17 protein-coding genes and 1 pseudogene are annotated in these 15,035 nt (G+C 62.5%); 12 read left to right on the top strand and 6 right to left on the bottom strand.

Going from position 1 to position 15,035, the window contains the following annotated elements:
- Positions 1-14: 14 nt before the first annotated feature.
- The 3 genes from SPI01S_RS10570 to SPI01S_RS10560 form a co-directional block, all read right to left on the bottom strand.
- Positions 15-767 carry a conjugal transfer protein TraH gene (locus SPI01S_RS10570; RefSeq protein WP_084253393.1) on the bottom strand — a complete coding sequence of 251 codons (753 nt, stop codon included), beginning with the start codon at positions 765-767 and terminating at the stop codon, positions 15-17.
- 71 nt (positions 768-838) lie between these two features.
- Positions 839-1,399, bottom strand: coding sequence for a recombinase family protein (locus SPI01S_RS10565; RefSeq protein ID WP_004213255.1), 561 nt, complete (start codon positions 1,397-1,399; stop codon positions 839-841).
- A 170-nt stretch (positions 1,400-1,569) separates the two neighbouring features.
- Positions 1,570-1,992, bottom strand: a complete 423-nt coding sequence (locus SPI01S_RS10560; RefSeq protein ID WP_014072603.1) for a MerR family transcriptional regulator — start codon at positions 1,990-1,992, stop codon at positions 1,570-1,572.
- 76 nt (positions 1,993-2,068) lie between these two features.
- Here SPI01S_RS10560 and SPI01S_RS10555 point away from each other — a divergent pair, with 76 nt between their 5' ends.
- From SPI01S_RS10555 to SPI01S_RS10540, 4 genes are all read left to right on the top strand, one after another.
- Positions 2,069-2,464, top strand: a complete 396-nt coding sequence (locus SPI01S_RS10555) for a mercuric transporter MerT family protein (RefSeq protein ID WP_014072602.1) — start codon at positions 2,069-2,071, stop codon at positions 2,462-2,464.
- A gap of 12 nt (positions 2,465-2,476) precedes the next feature.
- Positions 2,477-2,806, top strand: a complete 330-nt coding sequence (locus SPI01S_RS21780) for a heavy-metal-associated domain-containing protein (RefSeq protein ID WP_004213249.1) — start codon at positions 2,477-2,479, stop codon at positions 2,804-2,806.
- A 79-nt stretch (positions 2,807-2,885) separates the two neighbouring features.
- Positions 2,886-4,262, top strand: a complete 1,377-nt coding sequence (merA, locus tag SPI01S_RS10545) for a mercury(II) reductase (RefSeq protein ID WP_017503488.1) — start codon at positions 2,886-2,888, stop codon at positions 4,260-4,262.
- Positions 4,263-4,353: 91 nt separating this feature from the next.
- Positions 4,354-7,323, top strand: a complete 2,970-nt coding sequence (locus SPI01S_RS10540; RefSeq protein WP_014072601.1) for a Tn3 family transposase — start codon at positions 4,354-4,356, stop codon at positions 7,321-7,323.
- Positions 7,324-7,383: 60 nt separating this feature from the next.
- Here SPI01S_RS10540 and SPI01S_RS10535 read toward each other — a convergent pair.
- Positions 7,384-8,267 (bottom strand): annotated as a pseudogene (locus tag SPI01S_RS10535) (IS3 family transposase); the annotation flags it as partial.
- 59 nt (positions 8,268-8,326) lie between these two features.
- On the opposite strand from SPI01S_RS10535, the gene SPI01S_RS10525 reads away from it, so the two are divergent.
- The 8 genes from SPI01S_RS10525 (at position 8,327) to SPI01S_RS10490 (ending at position 13,025) form a co-directional block, all read left to right on the top strand.
- Positions 8,327-8,977, top strand: coding sequence for an SDR family NAD(P)-dependent oxidoreductase (locus tag SPI01S_RS10525; protein ID WP_260401587.1), 651 nt, complete (start codon positions 8,327-8,329; stop codon positions 8,975-8,977).
- Between the two features lie 133 nt (positions 8,978-9,110).
- Positions 9,111-9,710 carry a thermonuclease family protein gene (locus tag SPI01S_RS10520; protein WP_245653551.1) on the top strand — a complete coding sequence of 200 codons (600 nt, stop codon included), beginning with the start codon at positions 9,111-9,113 and terminating at the stop codon, positions 9,708-9,710.
- Positions 9,711-9,914: 204 nt separating this feature from the next.
- Positions 9,915-10,196, top strand: a complete 282-nt coding sequence (locus SPI01S_RS10515) for a hypothetical protein (RefSeq protein WP_066721929.1) — start codon at positions 9,915-9,917, stop codon at positions 10,194-10,196.
- A 23-nt stretch (positions 10,197-10,219) separates the two neighbouring features.
- Positions 10,220-10,630 (top strand): hypothetical protein, encoded by a 411-nt coding sequence (locus SPI01S_RS10510; RefSeq protein ID WP_157084640.1) that lies wholly within the window; start codon positions 10,220-10,222, stop codon positions 10,628-10,630.
- A gap of 270 nt (positions 10,631-10,900) precedes the next feature.
- A complete protein-coding gene (locus tag SPI01S_RS10505) occupies positions 10,901-11,836 on the top strand; it encodes an ArdC family protein (protein ID WP_066721925.1) in 936 nt (311 codons plus the stop codon).
- Positions 11,833-12,486, top strand: a complete 654-nt coding sequence (locus SPI01S_RS10500; RefSeq protein WP_066721923.1) for a hypothetical protein — start codon at positions 11,833-11,835, stop codon at positions 12,484-12,486. Before SPI01S_RS10505 ends, SPI01S_RS10500 begins: the two co-directional genes overlap by 4 nt.
- 21 nt (positions 12,487-12,507) lie before the next feature.
- Positions 12,508-12,825 carry a DUF7673 family protein gene (locus tag SPI01S_RS10495; RefSeq protein WP_066721922.1) on the top strand — a complete coding sequence of 106 codons (318 nt, stop codon included), beginning with the start codon at positions 12,508-12,510 and terminating at the stop codon, positions 12,823-12,825.
- Positions 12,822-13,025, top strand: a complete 204-nt coding sequence (locus SPI01S_RS10490) for a hypothetical protein (RefSeq protein ID WP_066722031.1) — start codon at positions 12,822-12,824, stop codon at positions 13,023-13,025. The genes SPI01S_RS10495 and SPI01S_RS10490 overlap by 4 nt, the downstream gene beginning before the upstream one ends.
- 67 nt (positions 13,026-13,092) lie before the next feature.
- Here the strand turns inward: SPI01S_RS10490 and SPI01S_RS10485 are convergent, their stop codons facing one another.
- A complete protein-coding gene (locus tag SPI01S_RS10485; protein WP_066721920.1) occupies positions 13,093-14,301 on the bottom strand; it encodes a (R)-mandelonitrile lyase in 1,209 nt (402 codons plus the stop codon).
- Complete coding sequence (locus SPI01S_RS10480; protein WP_169804495.1) at positions 14,298-15,032, bottom strand: energy transducer TonB; 735 nt, start codon at positions 15,030-15,032, stop codon at positions 14,298-14,300. Before SPI01S_RS10480 ends, SPI01S_RS10485 begins: the two co-directional genes overlap by 4 nt.
- Positions 15,033-15,035: the final 3 nt, after the last annotated feature.

The raw sequence follows: 15,035 nt of genomic DNA, 5'->3' as shown, positions 1-15,035 counted from the left end.
CGTGCCTTCCGATCCTATTTGAGGCCCTGGGCGTTGAGGCCGCGCGAGAAGTTGAGCGCGGCGGCCATGCCCGGGGAAAGCGTGTTCTGAAGAGTGGACTCGAGCATCACGGAGCGGTTGATGATCATCTCGGTCATCTGCACCGTGTCCTTGATCTTGAACTCGCGCTGCTCGTACTTCGCCCGAGCTTCACGAAGCTGCTGTCGCCAGGTTTCCGCCGTGGATTGATCCGCCGGTTGGAAATAGACCTGCGCCTGCGTCACGCGATCCAGCATATTATCGATCATGGCGGAGAGGAGGCTCACCGCGACGATCTCAGCCAGGGCATCTTCGGAGGACGGGTCGAGCCTGGCATGGGCGAAGGCTTGGACAGCAAGGATCTTGTAGAGGGGCAGGGGCGACATGTTGAGGAGCTGGATCTCCGCGGTGTCGAGCGCCTGATCCGAGCGGATCTTGGTGTTCATCGAGGCAATCATATTCCTCACGCGCTGCCGCAGCGCATCCGACTTCGGTAGATTCAGCTCCGCTTGGGTTGGGTTGAGGCACTTATCCTCGGTGTCACACGCTAGAACGTAGACCTTCGGCCCGCCCCCATCGGTGCCGTCGAGCAAGGCGGTCACCACGGCGTCCTCACCGGGGCCGAAGTAGCTGATCGCAGGTTTGCCGGTGCCCGTAGCCGCCGTGTTGACTACGATCGTCCCCACAACGGTCATCAGATATTCGGAGAACTTCTGATCGTAGCCACCGAACTTGTTCGAACGCTTGATCGCTTCCCAGGCGTCACCTCAAGCTTTGTACGCTGAACAACGATTTTCCGGACATAATGTGAACATTGGTGTCAGGCAGCGGCGCGAAGGTACTGGTAGAGGGTTTCGCGGCTGATGCCCATGTCGCGCGCGATGGTCGCCTTGCGTTCACCGGCGGCAACGCGGCGGTGCAGATCGGCAATCATCTCATCCGAGAGCGACCGTTTCCGCCCCCGATAGGCGCCGCGCTGCCGAGCGATCGCAATGCCTTCGCGTTGCCGTTCGCGGATCAGGGCGCGCTCGAACTCAGCAAACGCACCCATGACCGAGAGCATCAGATTGGCCATCGGGGAGTCCTCCCCCGAGAAGGACAGGCTTTCCTTCTCAAACTCGATCCGGATACCTCGCTTGGTGAGGCCCTGGACCAGCTTGCGCAGGTCATCCAGATTGCGGGCCAACCGATCCATGCTGTGGACGACGACGGTATCGCCTTCGCGGGCGAAAGTGAGCAGAGCCTCAAGCTGGGGGCGGTTGACGTCCTTGCCCGATGCCTTGTCGGTGAAGGTCCGATCGAGCGACTGACCTTCCAATTGGCGATCCACATTCTGATCGAACGTGCTGACCCGGACATAGCCGATCCGTTGCCCCTTCACTGCGCACTCTCTCCATCAAAATGTCAGGTTGAAATCTATGATACGCAACGACATTCGTCAACAAATTCCGTTTAGTACCCTAATCTGACAGAAACCGCGGTAGCGCCCTGACGTCCGGTTAGGCTATACTCCAAGCTGACATCACAAAATCAAATCCCTCAAAGATGGCGTCAATTGCCTTGATGGGGTAAAAACTGGAGTGCTTCCAGGATGGGACATTCGGCAACGTCATCTCCAGTGCATCTGGCTAACGTGGTCGCCAGCGTCACCTCTATCTTCTGCAAATCTGCAATGCGGCGGCGGACATCTTCAAGGTGGAGTTCGGTTCTCGCCATAACCTCCGCGCAGGTTTGTGCACCGGTATCGGTGAGCGACAACAATGACCGTATCTCATCCATTGCATAGCCAAGGTCGCGCGCGCGCAGGATGAACTGCAACCTTTGCACCAGTTCCGGCGAATAGACGCGGTAGCCGTTGGAACTGCGAGGCGGCCCCGGCAGCAATCCCACCTTCTCGTAATAGCGGATGGTTTCGAGATTGCAGCCTGTTTTCCGGGCAAGCTGGGCACGCAAGATGCCGACCTGTTGCTCCATGAAAATACCTCTTGAGTCTGTAGTGGCTACAGAGCCTACACTGCGAATCACTCAGTTGGAACAAGGGATTCAAGCCATGGTCTCAACGCCGGAAGCGGGACAGCCAGCCCTCACCGAAAACCACGAGCCGAAGCAGGCAAACTGGGTTGCGGCGGGCGCATTGATCGGCGCGGGGCTCGCCTCGGCTTGCTGCGTCGTCCCGCTACTGTTGGTTATGCTCGGAATTTCCGGCGCGTGGATCGCCAACCTGACGGCGCTCGAACCTTACAAGCCCTATGTCGCAGGCGTAACGCTCGCGCTGCTCGGCTACGGCTTCTGGCATGTCTATTTCAAGCCGAAACCGCCCTGTGAAGACGGTTCCTACTGCGCTCGTCCACAATCGGCTTGGACCACCAAGGCGGTGCTGTGGCTGGGCCTTGCCGTCGCCATCCTGGCGCTCACCATCGACTGGTGGGCACCCTGGTTCTATTGAAAGGAAATACCCATGAAAAAGACAGTATGTATCGCTATGGCCGTGCTGGCTATGGCTGGCGGCGGGGTCGCCTATGCAGTTAGTGGCACGGCGCAAGATCGCCCCGCGGCTACCGCAACCGCTCAGAAGCAAACCACCTTTGCCATAGAGAACATGACCTGCGCCACCTGCCCGATCACCGTGAAGAAGGCGATGGAAGGCGTCGCCGGGGTAACGGCGGTCACGGTCGATTTCGCAGCCAAGACCGCGCGCGCAACCTATAACCCGCGCCGCACCAATGCTGCTGCGATTGCCGCTGCATCAACCAACGCGGGTTATCCGGCGCGCGCTATTCAAAACTGAGCGGGGCGCCGCCAGCGCCTCAAGAAAGCGATAAGCAATGAACGACTGTTGCAACCGCCCCGGGCAGGAAGGATTTGACGTGGCCGTCATCGGCGCGGGTTCTGCCGGGTACTCCGCCGCGATCGCCGCTGCCGATCTGGGCGCGAAAGTGGCGCTCGTCGGTCACGGCACGATTGGCGGCACCTGTGTCAATGTTGGCTGCGTTCCTTCCAAGACGCTGATCCGCGCCGCCGAAGCGGTGCATGGTGGGCTTGCCGCCGCGCGCTTTCCCGGCCTTGGGGGCGCTGTCCAGATGGATGACTGGTCCGTATTGGCGGCGTCGAAGGACGATCTTGTCACGACGCTGCGCCAAAAAAAATATGTCGATCTGCTGCCCGCCTATGACGGTGTGAGCTATATCGAGGGCAAGGCACGCTTTGCCGATGGTGCGCTGATTGTCGGCGATGCGCCCATGAAGGTCGGCAAGGTCATATTGGCGATGGGTGCGCACGCCGCCGTGCCGCCGATTCCGGGGATGGACAGCGTGCCCTACCTAACCAGCACATCGGCGCTGGCGCTGGATCGCTTGCCCAAATCGCTGCTGGTGATCGGTGGCGGGGTGATCGGGGTAGAACTGGGACAGATGTTTTCGCGTCTGGGCGTTGATGTCACCATCTGCTGCCGAAGCCGCCTGCTCCCCGAAATGGACCCGGAAGTGAGTGCCGCGCTGAAAAACTATTTGGAAGCCGAGGGCGTGCGGGTTTGCGCAGGTGTCGGCTATCAGCGTATCGCCCAAACACAGAGCGGGGTCGAATTGACCTGCGAGGGGCATTGTGACACCGTCGCGGCGGAACAGGTGCTCATCGCCACCGGACGCCGACCCAATAGCGACGGGCTTGGGCTGGAGGAGCGCGGCATAGTGCTTGCCCGTAATGGTGGAATCGTCGTCGATGACCACCTCGAAACGTCGGTTCCAGGCATTTACGCGGCGGGCGATGTAACGGGACGGGACCAGTTCGTCTACATGGCCGCCTATGGCGCAAAACTGGCCGCGCGCAACGCGGTGACGGGCAACCAATACCGCTACGACAATTCCTCCATGCCATCCGTCGTCTTCACCGACCCGCAAGTCGCCAGCGCCGGCCTCACTGAAACGACAGCACGGGCGCAAGGCCTGGACATCAAGGTTTCGCTGCTCCCGCTCGATGCTGTGCCAAGGGCACTGGCAGCACGCGATACGCGGGGTCTCATCAAACTGATTGCCGACAAGGCGAACGACCGTTTGCTGGGCGGCCAGATCATGGCACCCGAAGGCGCGGATTCGATCCAGACACTGGTGCTGGCGATCAAACACGGCATGACCACCCTGGAATTGGGTGCAACGATATTTCCTTACCTGACCACTGTGGAAGGCCTCAAACTGGCGGCCCAAACGTTTGATAAGGATGTCGCCAAACTGTCTTGCTGCGCCGGGTGATTGCTCGGGGATCAACCGGCAACGAATGGCCTCCCTCCAGTGCAAGCCGCTTTGGTGTCAATTTTGTTATTCGCCTCAGCGGGAGAGCAAAATGGCACGACGCCGACTTCTGACCGGAGACGAGCGCCGGCGCCTGTTCGATCCTCCTGTCCAAGAAACCGCGATCATTGGGCATTATACCCTTTCTGCGGAAGATGTTGAATTGGTTGGGCGCCGCTATGGTCCAGCAAATCGCCTCGGTCTGGCTGCACAAATCGCTTTGATGCGACATCCCGGCTTTGGTCTGCAACCCGAGATCGGGCTTCCCGACGTCATTCTTCAGTACCTCGCGGCACAGTTATTCGTCGATCCTTCCTCCTTCTCTGCATATGGTCAGCGCGCGCAAACCCGTACCGATCATGCCGATCTCGTGGCGCGTTATCTTGGCATACGCCCGTTTCGACGCGGCGACCTGGCACTTGCCCTGAATCTTGCCGCGCAAGCCGCCGAGTATACAGACAGAGGTGAACCGATTGTTCGCGCCCTCATGGTTGGCCTGAAGGGTGAGCGGTTCATTCTTCCGTCAGGCGACACACTGGAACGCGCCGGTCTTGCTGGCCGGGCACGCGCACGCAAAGCTGCCGCAGCCGCAATCGTCGAAGGCCTCAGCTCTGCTGAACTGACACGGCTAGACGAACTCGTAATCAACAACCCGGATTTCGGCATGACACCGCTGGCGTGGTTGCGTAATTTCGAAGAAGCCCCGACTGCGGCCAATATCAATGGCTTGCTTGAGCGCCTGCGCTATGTTCGCGGCATAGGTATCCACCCGGTAGTTGGGGGCGCCATTCCGGAATTCCGCTTTGCCCAATTTGTCCGCGAGGGCGGCGTGGCACCGGCATTCCTGCTTTCGGATTACAGCGTCAATCGCAGGCGGGCGACGTTGACGGCCGCAGTGATCGACCTTGAGGCCAGACTTGCCGATGCCGCGATCCAAATGTTTGACCGACTTATCGGCGGCATGTTCACGCGCGCGCGGCGTGGGCGCGAGCGTCGCTACCAAGATAGTATTCAGTCGGTGGGGCAACTCATGCGGCTGTTTGGCGCCACGATTACAGCACTTGATGAGGCTGTCCAGAATGGCGGCGATCCGCTCGAATTGATTGACGAAGCGGTGGGCTGGCACCGGCTTGTTGCGGCAAAGGCCCAAGTAGATGCCCTTGCTGATCTTGCCGGCGAGGACGCACTGGTAACGGCAACCGAGCGTTACGCCACGCTACGGCGTTTCAGCCCGGCATTTCTGGACGCCTTCACCTTCAAGGCGTCTGGAACAGGGACGGCACTGATCAAAGCCATCGATGTCATTCGCGATGCGAACACACGAAAGTCGCGCGACCTTCCCGATGGCGTTCCACTGCCATTCCCCAATCGGCAGTGGAAGCGTCTCATCACCGAAAGCGGCCGTATCGACCGCCGACGTTATGAAATTGCGATCATGGCAACCTTGCGTGATCGTTTGCGCGCCGGTGATGTATGGATCGAGGGAACCCGCAACTATCAGCGCTTCGATGCCTATTTGCTGGGTCGGCGCGACGCCGCCAAAGTGGCGGATGTGCTTCCGTTCGATTCAAATGCTGCATCCTACCTCGCTGACCGGGCACGAAATCTTGACTGGCGGCTGCGCCGATTTGCCAAGCAGTTGAAAACAAACAAGCTTGAGGGAGTGTCGCTCGAACGAGACCGGCTCAAGCTTCAGCAAATGCCGCCTGTCACCCCACCGGAAGCTGAAGCCCTCGATCGCAAGCTCGATACCCTGCTTCCCCGCGTGCGCATCACCGAGCTGCTGCTTGAAGTCGCCGAACGCACTGGTTTTTTGAACGCATTCCGTGACCTGCGCTCAGGCAAGGAGCACGACAACCCCAGCACGGTACTCGCCGCAATTCTGGCTGATGGCACCAACCTCGGGCTGGAGCGGATGGCCAATGCCAGCGAAGGCGTCAGCTATGCCCAACTCGCATGGACGCACAACTGGTATCTTTCACCCGAGAACTATCAGGCCGCGCTGGCCATGATCATCTCAGCCCATCACGAATTACCCTTCGCGCGGCATTGGGGCGCTGGCACCAGTTCGTCGTCCGATGGCCAGTTCTTCCGGTCGGGGCGGAGCCGTTCAGGGGCGGCGGACGTCAATGCCAAATATGGCGCCGAACCTGGCGTGAAAATCTATTCTCACCTTTCCGATCACTTCGCATCATTCGGATCACGGATCATGTCCGCGACGGCAGGTGAAGCGCCTTACGTGCTCGACGGGCTTGTCCTGGGCGCCGGCAACCTTCCGTTGCATGAGCACTATACCGATACCGGCGGCGCCACCGATCATGTTTTCGCACTCTGCCACCTACTCGGGTTCCGCTTCGCGCCCCGGCTGCGCGATATTGGCGACCGCAAGCTGGGTTCGATCGCTGCGCCATCGACATACAAGGGCATCGAAAATCTGATGGGCCGCACCATCAAAACGGCAGCGATCGAGGCCGATTGGGATGACATCGTCAGGATTGTCGCCTCAATCAAGGATGGCACGGTGGCGCCGTCAGTAATCTTGCGAAAACTTGCCGCCTACAAACGCCAGAACAGGCTGGATTTTGCATTGGCTGAACTGGGCCGTATCGAGCGCACTTTGTTCACGCTCGATTGGCTTGAACAACCGGAACTGCGACGTGCCTGTCAGGCCGGTCTCAACAAAGGCGAGGCGAGGCACACGCTTGCCGCCGCCATCTATACCAACCGGCAGGGTCGGTTCACCGATCGCTCGCTGGAAAATCAGGAATTTCGCGCATCTGGGCTGAACCTGCTGATTGCGGCGATTTCCTACTGGAACACGGTCTATCTCGACCGGGCCGCCCAGCACCTCAACGCTGTCGGCACGACGTTCGATGCGGCACTGCTTGCGCACCTTTCTCCGATGGGCTGGGCGCACATCAGTCTGACCGGCGATTACCTCTGGGAGCAGGCCAGGCGACTTCCAGCAGGTGAATTCCACCCACTCAACGAGCCAATGGCGCGGTTGAAGCGTGTAGCGTAGCCCATGTTCCGCTTATGTCCGAGAAATCGTTGTCTGGCGAACAAACCTTGAGGTGACGCCATATTGGCTGCCGCGGTCCGAATGATGAATGAGCCCTTGGGGCGGACGCCGCAGGACGAGGGCCTTGCGCAGCGCCGCCAGCGCGAGATCGCGGTGCAGCCGGTCGCCGACAGCCCAGCCGACGACGCGACGGGAGAACAGGTCGATGACCACGGCCAGATAGAGCCACCCCTCTCTGGTCCAGACATACGAGATGTCGACGCCCCACTTCTGGTTGGGCGCGGTCACGGTGAAATCCTGGTCGATGATGTTCGGCGCGATCGGCCAGGCGTGTTCGCTGTCGGTCGTCCGTTTGAACCGGCGCTTCTGCCGGGCGCGCAGGCCGTTCTCGCGCATCAGCCGCGCCGTGCGACGCCGCCCGATGGCAAAGCCATCATCCTGCAACTCGCGCGTCATGCGTGGACTGCCGTACGTGCCGTTCGACAGCGCGAACCCCGAGCGGACATGCGCCAGCATCACCATGTCGTCGCGCTGGCGCCGACTGGCCGGGCGATCCTTCCAGGCGAAATAGCCGCTCTGGCTGACGCCGAGTACCTGGCAGAGGCGGTGGACCGGGAAATCCTTTCTCGCCCGATCGATGAGCGTGAACTTCATCGACTTCCCTCCCGGGCGAAAAAAGCGGTCGCCCGCTTCAGTATGTCACGCTCCTGCCGGAGGATCTCGTTCTCCCGCCGAAGCCGCTTCAACTCGGCAGCCATATCTGCCTGCGGCGCTTGACCGGGTGCCTCCACCAAACGATCCCGGCTGCGGCCGATCCAGCGCACCAGCGTCGATAGCCCGACACCCAGATCCTCCGCTATCTCCCGTTGCGTGCGTCCACTGGTCGCCACCAGTCGGACCGCTTCCTCCTCGAATTCCTTCGTGAAACGTCGCTGCTTCGTCATCGAGTTCGCCTTTCACCTCAAGGGAACTCTCCACTTTTCCGGGGCAAGTCCACGACAACTTGCGGGAGCTACAGACCGAAATTGACGAGCGGTTCAATGTGCCGTGCGAGATTATAGTGGCTGATCAACGTGAAATCGAGGGCAGGGAGAAAATCGCGGCTAAGGTTGCAGAATTGCAAGTAACAGCCGCTTTGTTGGTTGCCGGAATGACGAGCGTTGGTTCATTTGATGCAGGCCGTGCCGACACTTATGCCGAGGTAATTGAAACAAACATACTCGGTTTCACGGATTTGCTGGCTCGCCTGATTGCGATTTTCAGGGAGCAGCCGTTTGAATCCTCAGTAATCGCCGTGTCGAGCCTGGCGGGCGAAACATCCGTGCCCTTCCAAGCGGTCTACGGCGCGTCGAAAGCCTATGTGAGCACCCTCATGCGAGCGCTTTCCGTGGAGCTTGCCGGGACGGGAGTGAGTGTTGGGTCTTTTGCACCCGGTGGAATCGACACAGACATGGCTGCCCTCAGCGATTTGAAGTGGGGGAGGTTGGGTTTGATGGACGTTGACCGGTGCGCGGCCCATGCAGTCCACGTTCTGGTTTATCGGCAATCCTTCGCCATACCGGGGATGGGCAACCAGCTCACATATTTGGCGAGCAGGGTTCTACCTCGATCGTTGGTCAATCGGATTGCCGCCCTCCCATATCGGCGCCCGTAGGGCGGCACCACATAAAAGGGGCAGGAAAGCCTGCGAATAGCATCTGCTGGCATCGTACCGGATTTGTTCGCCCTTAGCGTGCAGATACGTCACTTTCGTGTAGTCACCCCCTCTTGCGCGAGATCCGTTCGCTATGAAGCTGTTTCCGGGAGCGACGCGGTTCCAGCGATGGACGATGGGCGCGACGTTCCTGATCGTCGCGAGCTACGCAATTTCACAGAACAAGCAGTCGTTGATCGACGTCTCGAAAACGCGGCTTTCATCGACGACGCCGAGAATCATCGATGGGGATACCGTCGATTTTGCCAACGGGCGGGTGCGTGTCGTCGGGATCGACGCGCCCGACGATGACTTGCCACAGCTCAAAGCCATGTCGACAGACGTGTTGCGGGGGTTGGCGACGCGAGACGGAGGGATGGATTGTTCCGTGTCGATGTTCGACTACGCGCTTCGTCGAGAGAACCAGTGCCGGACCGATCCGAAGAGTTACGGACGCTTGAATCTAGCATGTCGCTTTCCCGCGAATAAAGCGAGTGTCGGAGCTACAATGGTCGCTCAGGGCTATGCCGTCGATTACCGGGTGTTTTCAGGTGGAGCCTATGTCGATTTGATGCAGAAAGCCGCAGCGAGAAGGGCAGGACTTTGGGGCGTCGACTATGAGGCGATGCGTCAACTTGCTGTTCGCAGGGCACAGGTGCCGCAGGGATGCAACGTAGGGACGATCAAGCAGTAAGCCGGGCCTGCCTTCGGCCCGTGCTCTACTCCGCGGCGCGCTGCGCCGCTTCACGGAACCCCGTCACCGGGTTTCCGCCCATGCGGGTGACGATCGAACTAGGCCACAGCGGGCCGCCCTCCCGGGCGGGCGTAGCTTGTGCGGGAAACCGCTCCAATGCTTGAGCGCGGTTCTCCCGCCGCTGTCCTGATCGGCCGTTGGGGCATGGCACTGTCCCTCGTCACCGGCGCCGTCCTGACCGGTCGCGTCATACGCAATTTCCCCTACCTGCTCCCCAACCGCCTCCCCGGCCTGATTCTCTACGAGCTGGGGCCGGCGCTGATCCTCGCGCTCGGAATCGGGGCCGCCATCGCCATTACCGACACCGGCAGACCGCGCCCCAGCATCCCGGCGCGGCTCGCGCTGTTCGCGCTCGCCGCGTTGATCGCGGGTGCCGTCACCCTCGCCGTCGAGTTCGACGCGAGCCTTCGGGGGCGGTGGCTGTGACCGAGGGCAGTCAGGTGTGCCACGTGGCACAGCCTGACCTAGCCTTAGCGCGGACGCTGGCGGCGAACGCGCGCGGGTTCCTTCGGGCCACGCCGGAGGACGCCTATCATGACCGACTGCAGGACCGATACCATCGCCTCGCCATCGCGCTGGAGCTGGCGCTGAAAAGCTATCTCGCCTCCCGCGGCTACTCCGACGCCGCCAACCGCCGCATCGGTCATGACCTGCGCCGCGCCGCTGACACCGCGCGGGCCGAAGGGCTCGCGCTACAGACTGCAATCGAGCGGCTGATCGACGACGCGCATCCGTTCTTCATGGAAGGCGGGTTCCACCGCCAGCACCGCACCGATTGGAGCCGGGACCGCGCCGATCGTGCTGCGATCGAGCTGGAAGCACTGGTTGCTAACATTGCCGCGCCGATCGGCGCGAGGTGACTTCGCGGCGACCCAGAGCCGTCCCCCGGACGCCCCCGGTCGCGGGGAACACCAAGGGCGGCTGCCCTTTCGTTCCCGAACAACAATCGACCGCCCGTGTAATCCGCCAAGCGTGGCGCCCGACGCCCTGCAGGGCGCCGGCCACGCTAGGGCGGCTCGCCCGCGCCAGCGGCAGATTCTCGCTCTCCCTCCCCATCCCGTTCCTCGCCGGAAAGGCAGAGCCGGTTGCTGTTGCGACCGGCTTTCAGCCTCAAAGGAAAGGAAAATCTCATGGGACGGATCACCGAAAACCGCGCCGACATCTATCAGGAAATTACCGATCAGATGATTGCCATGATCGAGGCGGGCACCCGGCCTTGGTCGAAATCGTGGAACAGCAGCACCGCGCCGAACATCCCGCTTCGCTCGACGGGCGTTCCTTATCGCGGCATCAACGTCCTGTCGCTTTGGGTTGCGGCGATGACGAAGGGCTATGCCTCCCCGCATTGGCTGACCTTCAAGCAGGCGCTCGCGCTCGGCGGTTGCGTCCGCAAGGGCGAGAAGGGATCAACCGTCGTCTATGCCAACAAGATCGAGGTGGACGCCGACAGCAAATCACAGGGGGGCGGAGAGCGGGGCGAGGACGGCAAGCGTCAGGTGGCGTTCCTCAAGCGTTACACCGTCTTCAATGCCGAGCAGATCGACGGCATCGAGGCGAAATATCCGGCTCCCGCGCCGATCATCACCGCGACCAATCCCGACCAGCGCGACGCCGAACTGGACGCGCTCTTTGCCCGCGTGCCCGTCACGCTCAAGCATTTCGGTTCGCAGCCCTACTATCAGCCGAGCGGCGATCATGTCGTCATGCCGGAGTTTACCGACTTCCACACCAGCGACGATTATTATTCGACCCTAGCGCACGAGCTTTGCCACGCGACGGGACACGTCGACCGCCTAGCCCGTCCCTCCCTAATTTCCACGAAGCGCGAGGACTACGCCCGCGAGGAACTTGTCGCCGAGCTTGGGGCCGCGTTCGTCAGCGCCACCATCGGCATCAAGCTCCACGACCGCGAGGACCATGCCGCCTATCTGGCAAATTGGCTTCAAGCCCTCCGCAACGACAAGCGGTGCATCTTCACCGCCGCACGGCTCGCACAGGATGCCTCCGATTGGCTGTTGAGCCGCATGGCCGTCGAGACGGCGGCCGAGCTGGAGGAAGCGGCGTGACCGCGCCCCACGACCCCGGCCCAGGGGAGGGCCGGGGCGTGGCGGCGCGACTGGTCTATGACCCGAGCGTCGCCACCGTGAGCGAGGAGGAGTTTAACGAGCTGATCGCGATCATGCGCGACGGCCCGACCGCGAAGCCGCTGACCGCTGAGGCGCAATGGCGGCGCGACTATCACAAGGCGATGTTCAACCGCCGCCTCGTCGGCGTGCAGCCCGACCTGTTCGGCGGGAAGCCGGTGACGCACATGCACAAGGCCGCGCCCGGGCCAGTCATCGACTGGAAGCCTGAGCCGGTGGAAGAAAAGCTGGCCCGGATCGCGCGCGACCGCAACGCGACGTTCGGGATCGGCCGACGCGGCTTGAGCGAGGACGAAAAGGCGGCGCTGATCCGATCGGCCGCGAACTGGCTGCGCGTCGGGCAGCGCGTCCGCATCGCCGGATCGTCCGTGTCCTACGATGGCCGCTTTGAGCGCCGCGTCGGGCGCAGGGGCGTCGTGTGGCGCTTGTGCAGCCCTGTTTTTGCCGACCACCTTTATGTCTATCTCGATCCGATCGGCGCGGAGCGGGTCGAAAAGACGCCGATGGTGGAGCTGCGCGACGTCGAGCCGATCGACGACGCGCTGTTAGTCCCCGTCCCCTTCCCCGCGTGATCGCCAGCAGGAACTAACACCATGAACCCTCCCCAACGCCGCCCCGCGATCCGCGCCGTCAGCTTCGAGGAAGTCGGCGAGGCGATCGCCCGCCTGATCGCCGTCGCCGGGTCCGACACCGGCCAAGCCTCACGTGCGGCCGACTTCCTGTTGGCATGGTGGGACGGGGGCGAATGGGGCCACTTCCCCATCCTTCACCTCTCCAATTGCGATGCCGTCATTTCCGAGGATATGCTGATCGTCATGGCCTATCTGGCGGCCAAGCCGACCGTCTATGCCGATGCGTGGGGCTACCGCGACGCGATGGCAGCGCTGGTCGAGCAATGGCGGCCCGCATGACCCCGCTGCGCCACGCCATCGATATTAGGACCGGCGAGCCGATCGACCCCGACACGCGGCGCGCGCGGCTTCTCGCCGCGCGCCGTAAGCCGATCGGGAGCATCCCCCGGCTCGGCATTCTCTCCGGCCATTGGGATGGCGGGAACGTCGTCGGCGCGTTTCGGGGCGGACGCGGCAGCTTCTTCGCCGACCAACCTTGAGCCGCGCGCCGCTCCCCCGCTGAGCTGGCGCGGGGCGCCGTTAGCGTGAGGATGGGAGCGGTGCGCCTTACGGGTCAGTCGATCCACCTGCAGGAAGGACTGACGGGGACTGCCGGTAAACGTCATCGGTCACAGGCTCCAGCCAGCTCACGCCGTTGCCGCCTTCCGTCTCGCTGACAGCCACGTGCGTCATCGCCTTCGTCGGCGCGGCGCCATGCCAGTGCTTGACGCCAGGGCCAATCCACACGGTATCGCCCGGCCGGATCGCGCGCACGCCCTCACCGTCCGCCTGAACCCGACCCTCACCGGCGGTCACGACGAGGAGTTGGCCGAGCGGATGCCTATGCCAGTTGGTGCGCCCGCCGGGCCGGAACGTGACAGTGGCGCCGCCCACTCGCGCCGCTCCCGTCCCCTTGAACGGCGACGTGACGGAGACCGAGCCCATGAAGTTCTTTGCTGGCCCGGGCGTCGGGTTCGCCCCCGGCGGCACAACGCGGACCTTTGGTGCGCCAGCTCCGTCACCCGGTTGGGCGGTGTTCGCTAGGATGCCGATGGCGGCGCTTGCCTTGGGCCAACCGGCGTAAAAGGCGAGATGCGTGAACGCTTCGCTGATTTGCGGCTGCGTCAGGCCATTCTCGAGCGCTCGCTTGATGTGGAAGCCGAGCTGCTCGTCATCGCCGCCGGCAGCCAGCGCAGCAATTGTAACCAGGCTGCGGTCGCGCTGGTTGAGATCGGTGCGTCGCCACAGGTCGTTGAAGATTAGGCCGTTCGTCAATTCGGCGAACTTCGGCGCGATTGGCGCGACGTCCCGTCGGACCGTGGCGGCGCGTTCGCCGTCCGAAGCTGGCAGCGGCGCAGTTGTCGGCACCACCGCCTTCAGCGTAGCCGGATCGATCTTGCGGTCGGTGAAAACCTTGTCGACCTCGGTCAACGCCGACACCGCGTTCGGCCAGCCTGTGTAGAGAGCGAGATGCGTCACCACGCCGGCGACCTCGGTCGGTTTAAGACCGTTGGTCAGGCCGCGGTTGAGGTGCCCGCCGAGCTGTGCGGTCTTGCCGGTCGCGATCAGGACCGAGAGCGTGACGATACTGCGGTCGCGCGGCGACAGACCCGGCCGCAACCAAACGTCGCCGAACAGCACGTCGTCGGTGTAGCGCGTCAGGACGGGTGCGATCTTCTGCATCGCCTCGGGCGCGACCGACCGGCGCTCCTGCGCCTCCGTCACACCCGGCGTTGCCAGCGCCAGCGCGGCCGCCGCGGTCGCTCCATGCTTCATGGTTTCGTTTCCCTAAGCTCGAAAGGAATCCGCACCAGCCCGCGGACCTGGCTCGGTCGACCATCGATCACGGTCGGCGTCCATCGCCAACGTCGCACCGCGCTAAGTGCTGCCTTGTCGAGCCGCTCGAAGCCGCTGCTGTCTGAAATCGATATGGTCCCGACGCGCCCGTCTTCGTCGACGACGACCATCAGGACGACAGTTCCCACTTCGCGGCGACGTCGAGACTCCGCTGGATACCGTGGCGGCTCTGCCGACAGCAAACGGGTGTTGAGGTTTACGAGCGTGTCCGCCGCCCGTGGCGGCGCGGGTTTTGCTTCCCCGACCTTGGCAGGCGCTGGCGGGATCGGCTCGGGCTTGGTGATTGTCTGGATGGTGACGGCGGCCGTCGGGATTGCGATGATTGGCGGAGGAGCGACGACCCGCTTCGGCTCAGCGGGTCGCACGACCACCTTCTCCGTCGGCAGCACGACCGGCGCCGGCGGGGGCGGATCAAGCGGGAGAAGATTGACGACCAAGGGTGGCGCCGGGAGCTGTCGCACAATTCCGACGTCCAAATAGTCGAGCGCGAAGAAGCCTCCGACGTGGATCGCCACGATGAGGCCAAGTGAGAACCAGCGCGGCCGCCGGCTCGGTTGATACCGGGCCGGCGGCTGGCCGTCGCCCAACCCCGAGGAAGACAAGGATTTCTCTCTTGGGGCTTCGCCACGGGCGTATTCTAGGACCTTCATGCC

The sequence above is a fragment of the Sphingomonas pituitosa NBRC 102491 genome (genome assembly GCF_001598435.1).
GTDB lineage: Bacteria > Pseudomonadota > Alphaproteobacteria > Sphingomonadales > Sphingomonadaceae > Sphingomonas > Sphingomonas pituitosa.
Note: the sequence above shows the minus strand (reverse complement) of the source record. Positions and strands in the feature narration are given on the sequence as shown.

What these genes read in the sequence shown, in the direction of transcription:
- SPI01S_RS10560 (WP_014072603.1), bottom strand. Translation starts at nt 1,992, where the DNA reads ATGGAGCAACAGGTCGGCATCTTGCGTGCCCAGCTTGCCCGGAAAACA.
- SPI01S_RS10480 (WP_169804495.1), bottom strand. Translation starts at nt 15,032, where the DNA reads ATGAAGGTCCTAGAATACGCCCGTGGCGAAGCCCCAAGAGAGAAATCC.
- SPI01S_RS10540 (WP_014072601.1), top strand. Translation starts at nt 4,354, where the DNA reads ATGGCACGACGCCGACTTCTGACCGGAGACGAGCGCCGGCGCCTGTTC.
- SPI01S_RS10520 (WP_245653551.1), top strand. Translation starts at nt 9,111, where the DNA reads ATGAAGCTGTTTCCGGGAGCGACGCGGTTCCAGCGATGGACGATGGGC.
- SPI01S_RS10485 (WP_066721920.1), bottom strand. Translation starts at nt 14,301, where the DNA reads ATGAAGCATGGAGCGACCGCGGCGGCCGCGCTGGCGCTGGCAACGCCG.
- SPI01S_RS10490 (WP_066722031.1), top strand. Translation starts at nt 12,822, where the DNA reads ATGACCCCGCTGCGCCACGCCATCGATATTAGGACCGGCGAGCCGATC.
- SPI01S_RS21780 (WP_004213249.1), top strand. Translation starts at nt 2,477, where the DNA reads ATGAAAAAGACAGTATGTATCGCTATGGCCGTGCTGGCTATGGCTGGC.
- SPI01S_RS10505 (WP_066721925.1), top strand. Translation starts at nt 10,901, where the DNA reads ATGGGACGGATCACCGAAAACCGCGCCGACATCTATCAGGAAATTACC.
- SPI01S_RS10515 (WP_066721929.1), top strand. Translation starts at nt 9,915, where the DNA reads ATGGCACTGTCCCTCGTCACCGGCGCCGTCCTGACCGGTCGCGTCATA.
- SPI01S_RS10495 (WP_066721922.1), top strand. Translation starts at nt 12,508, where the DNA reads ATGAACCCTCCCCAACGCCGCCCCGCGATCCGCGCCGTCAGCTTCGAG.
- SPI01S_RS10555 (WP_014072602.1), top strand. Translation starts at nt 2,069, where the DNA reads ATGGTCTCAACGCCGGAAGCGGGACAGCCAGCCCTCACCGAAAACCAC.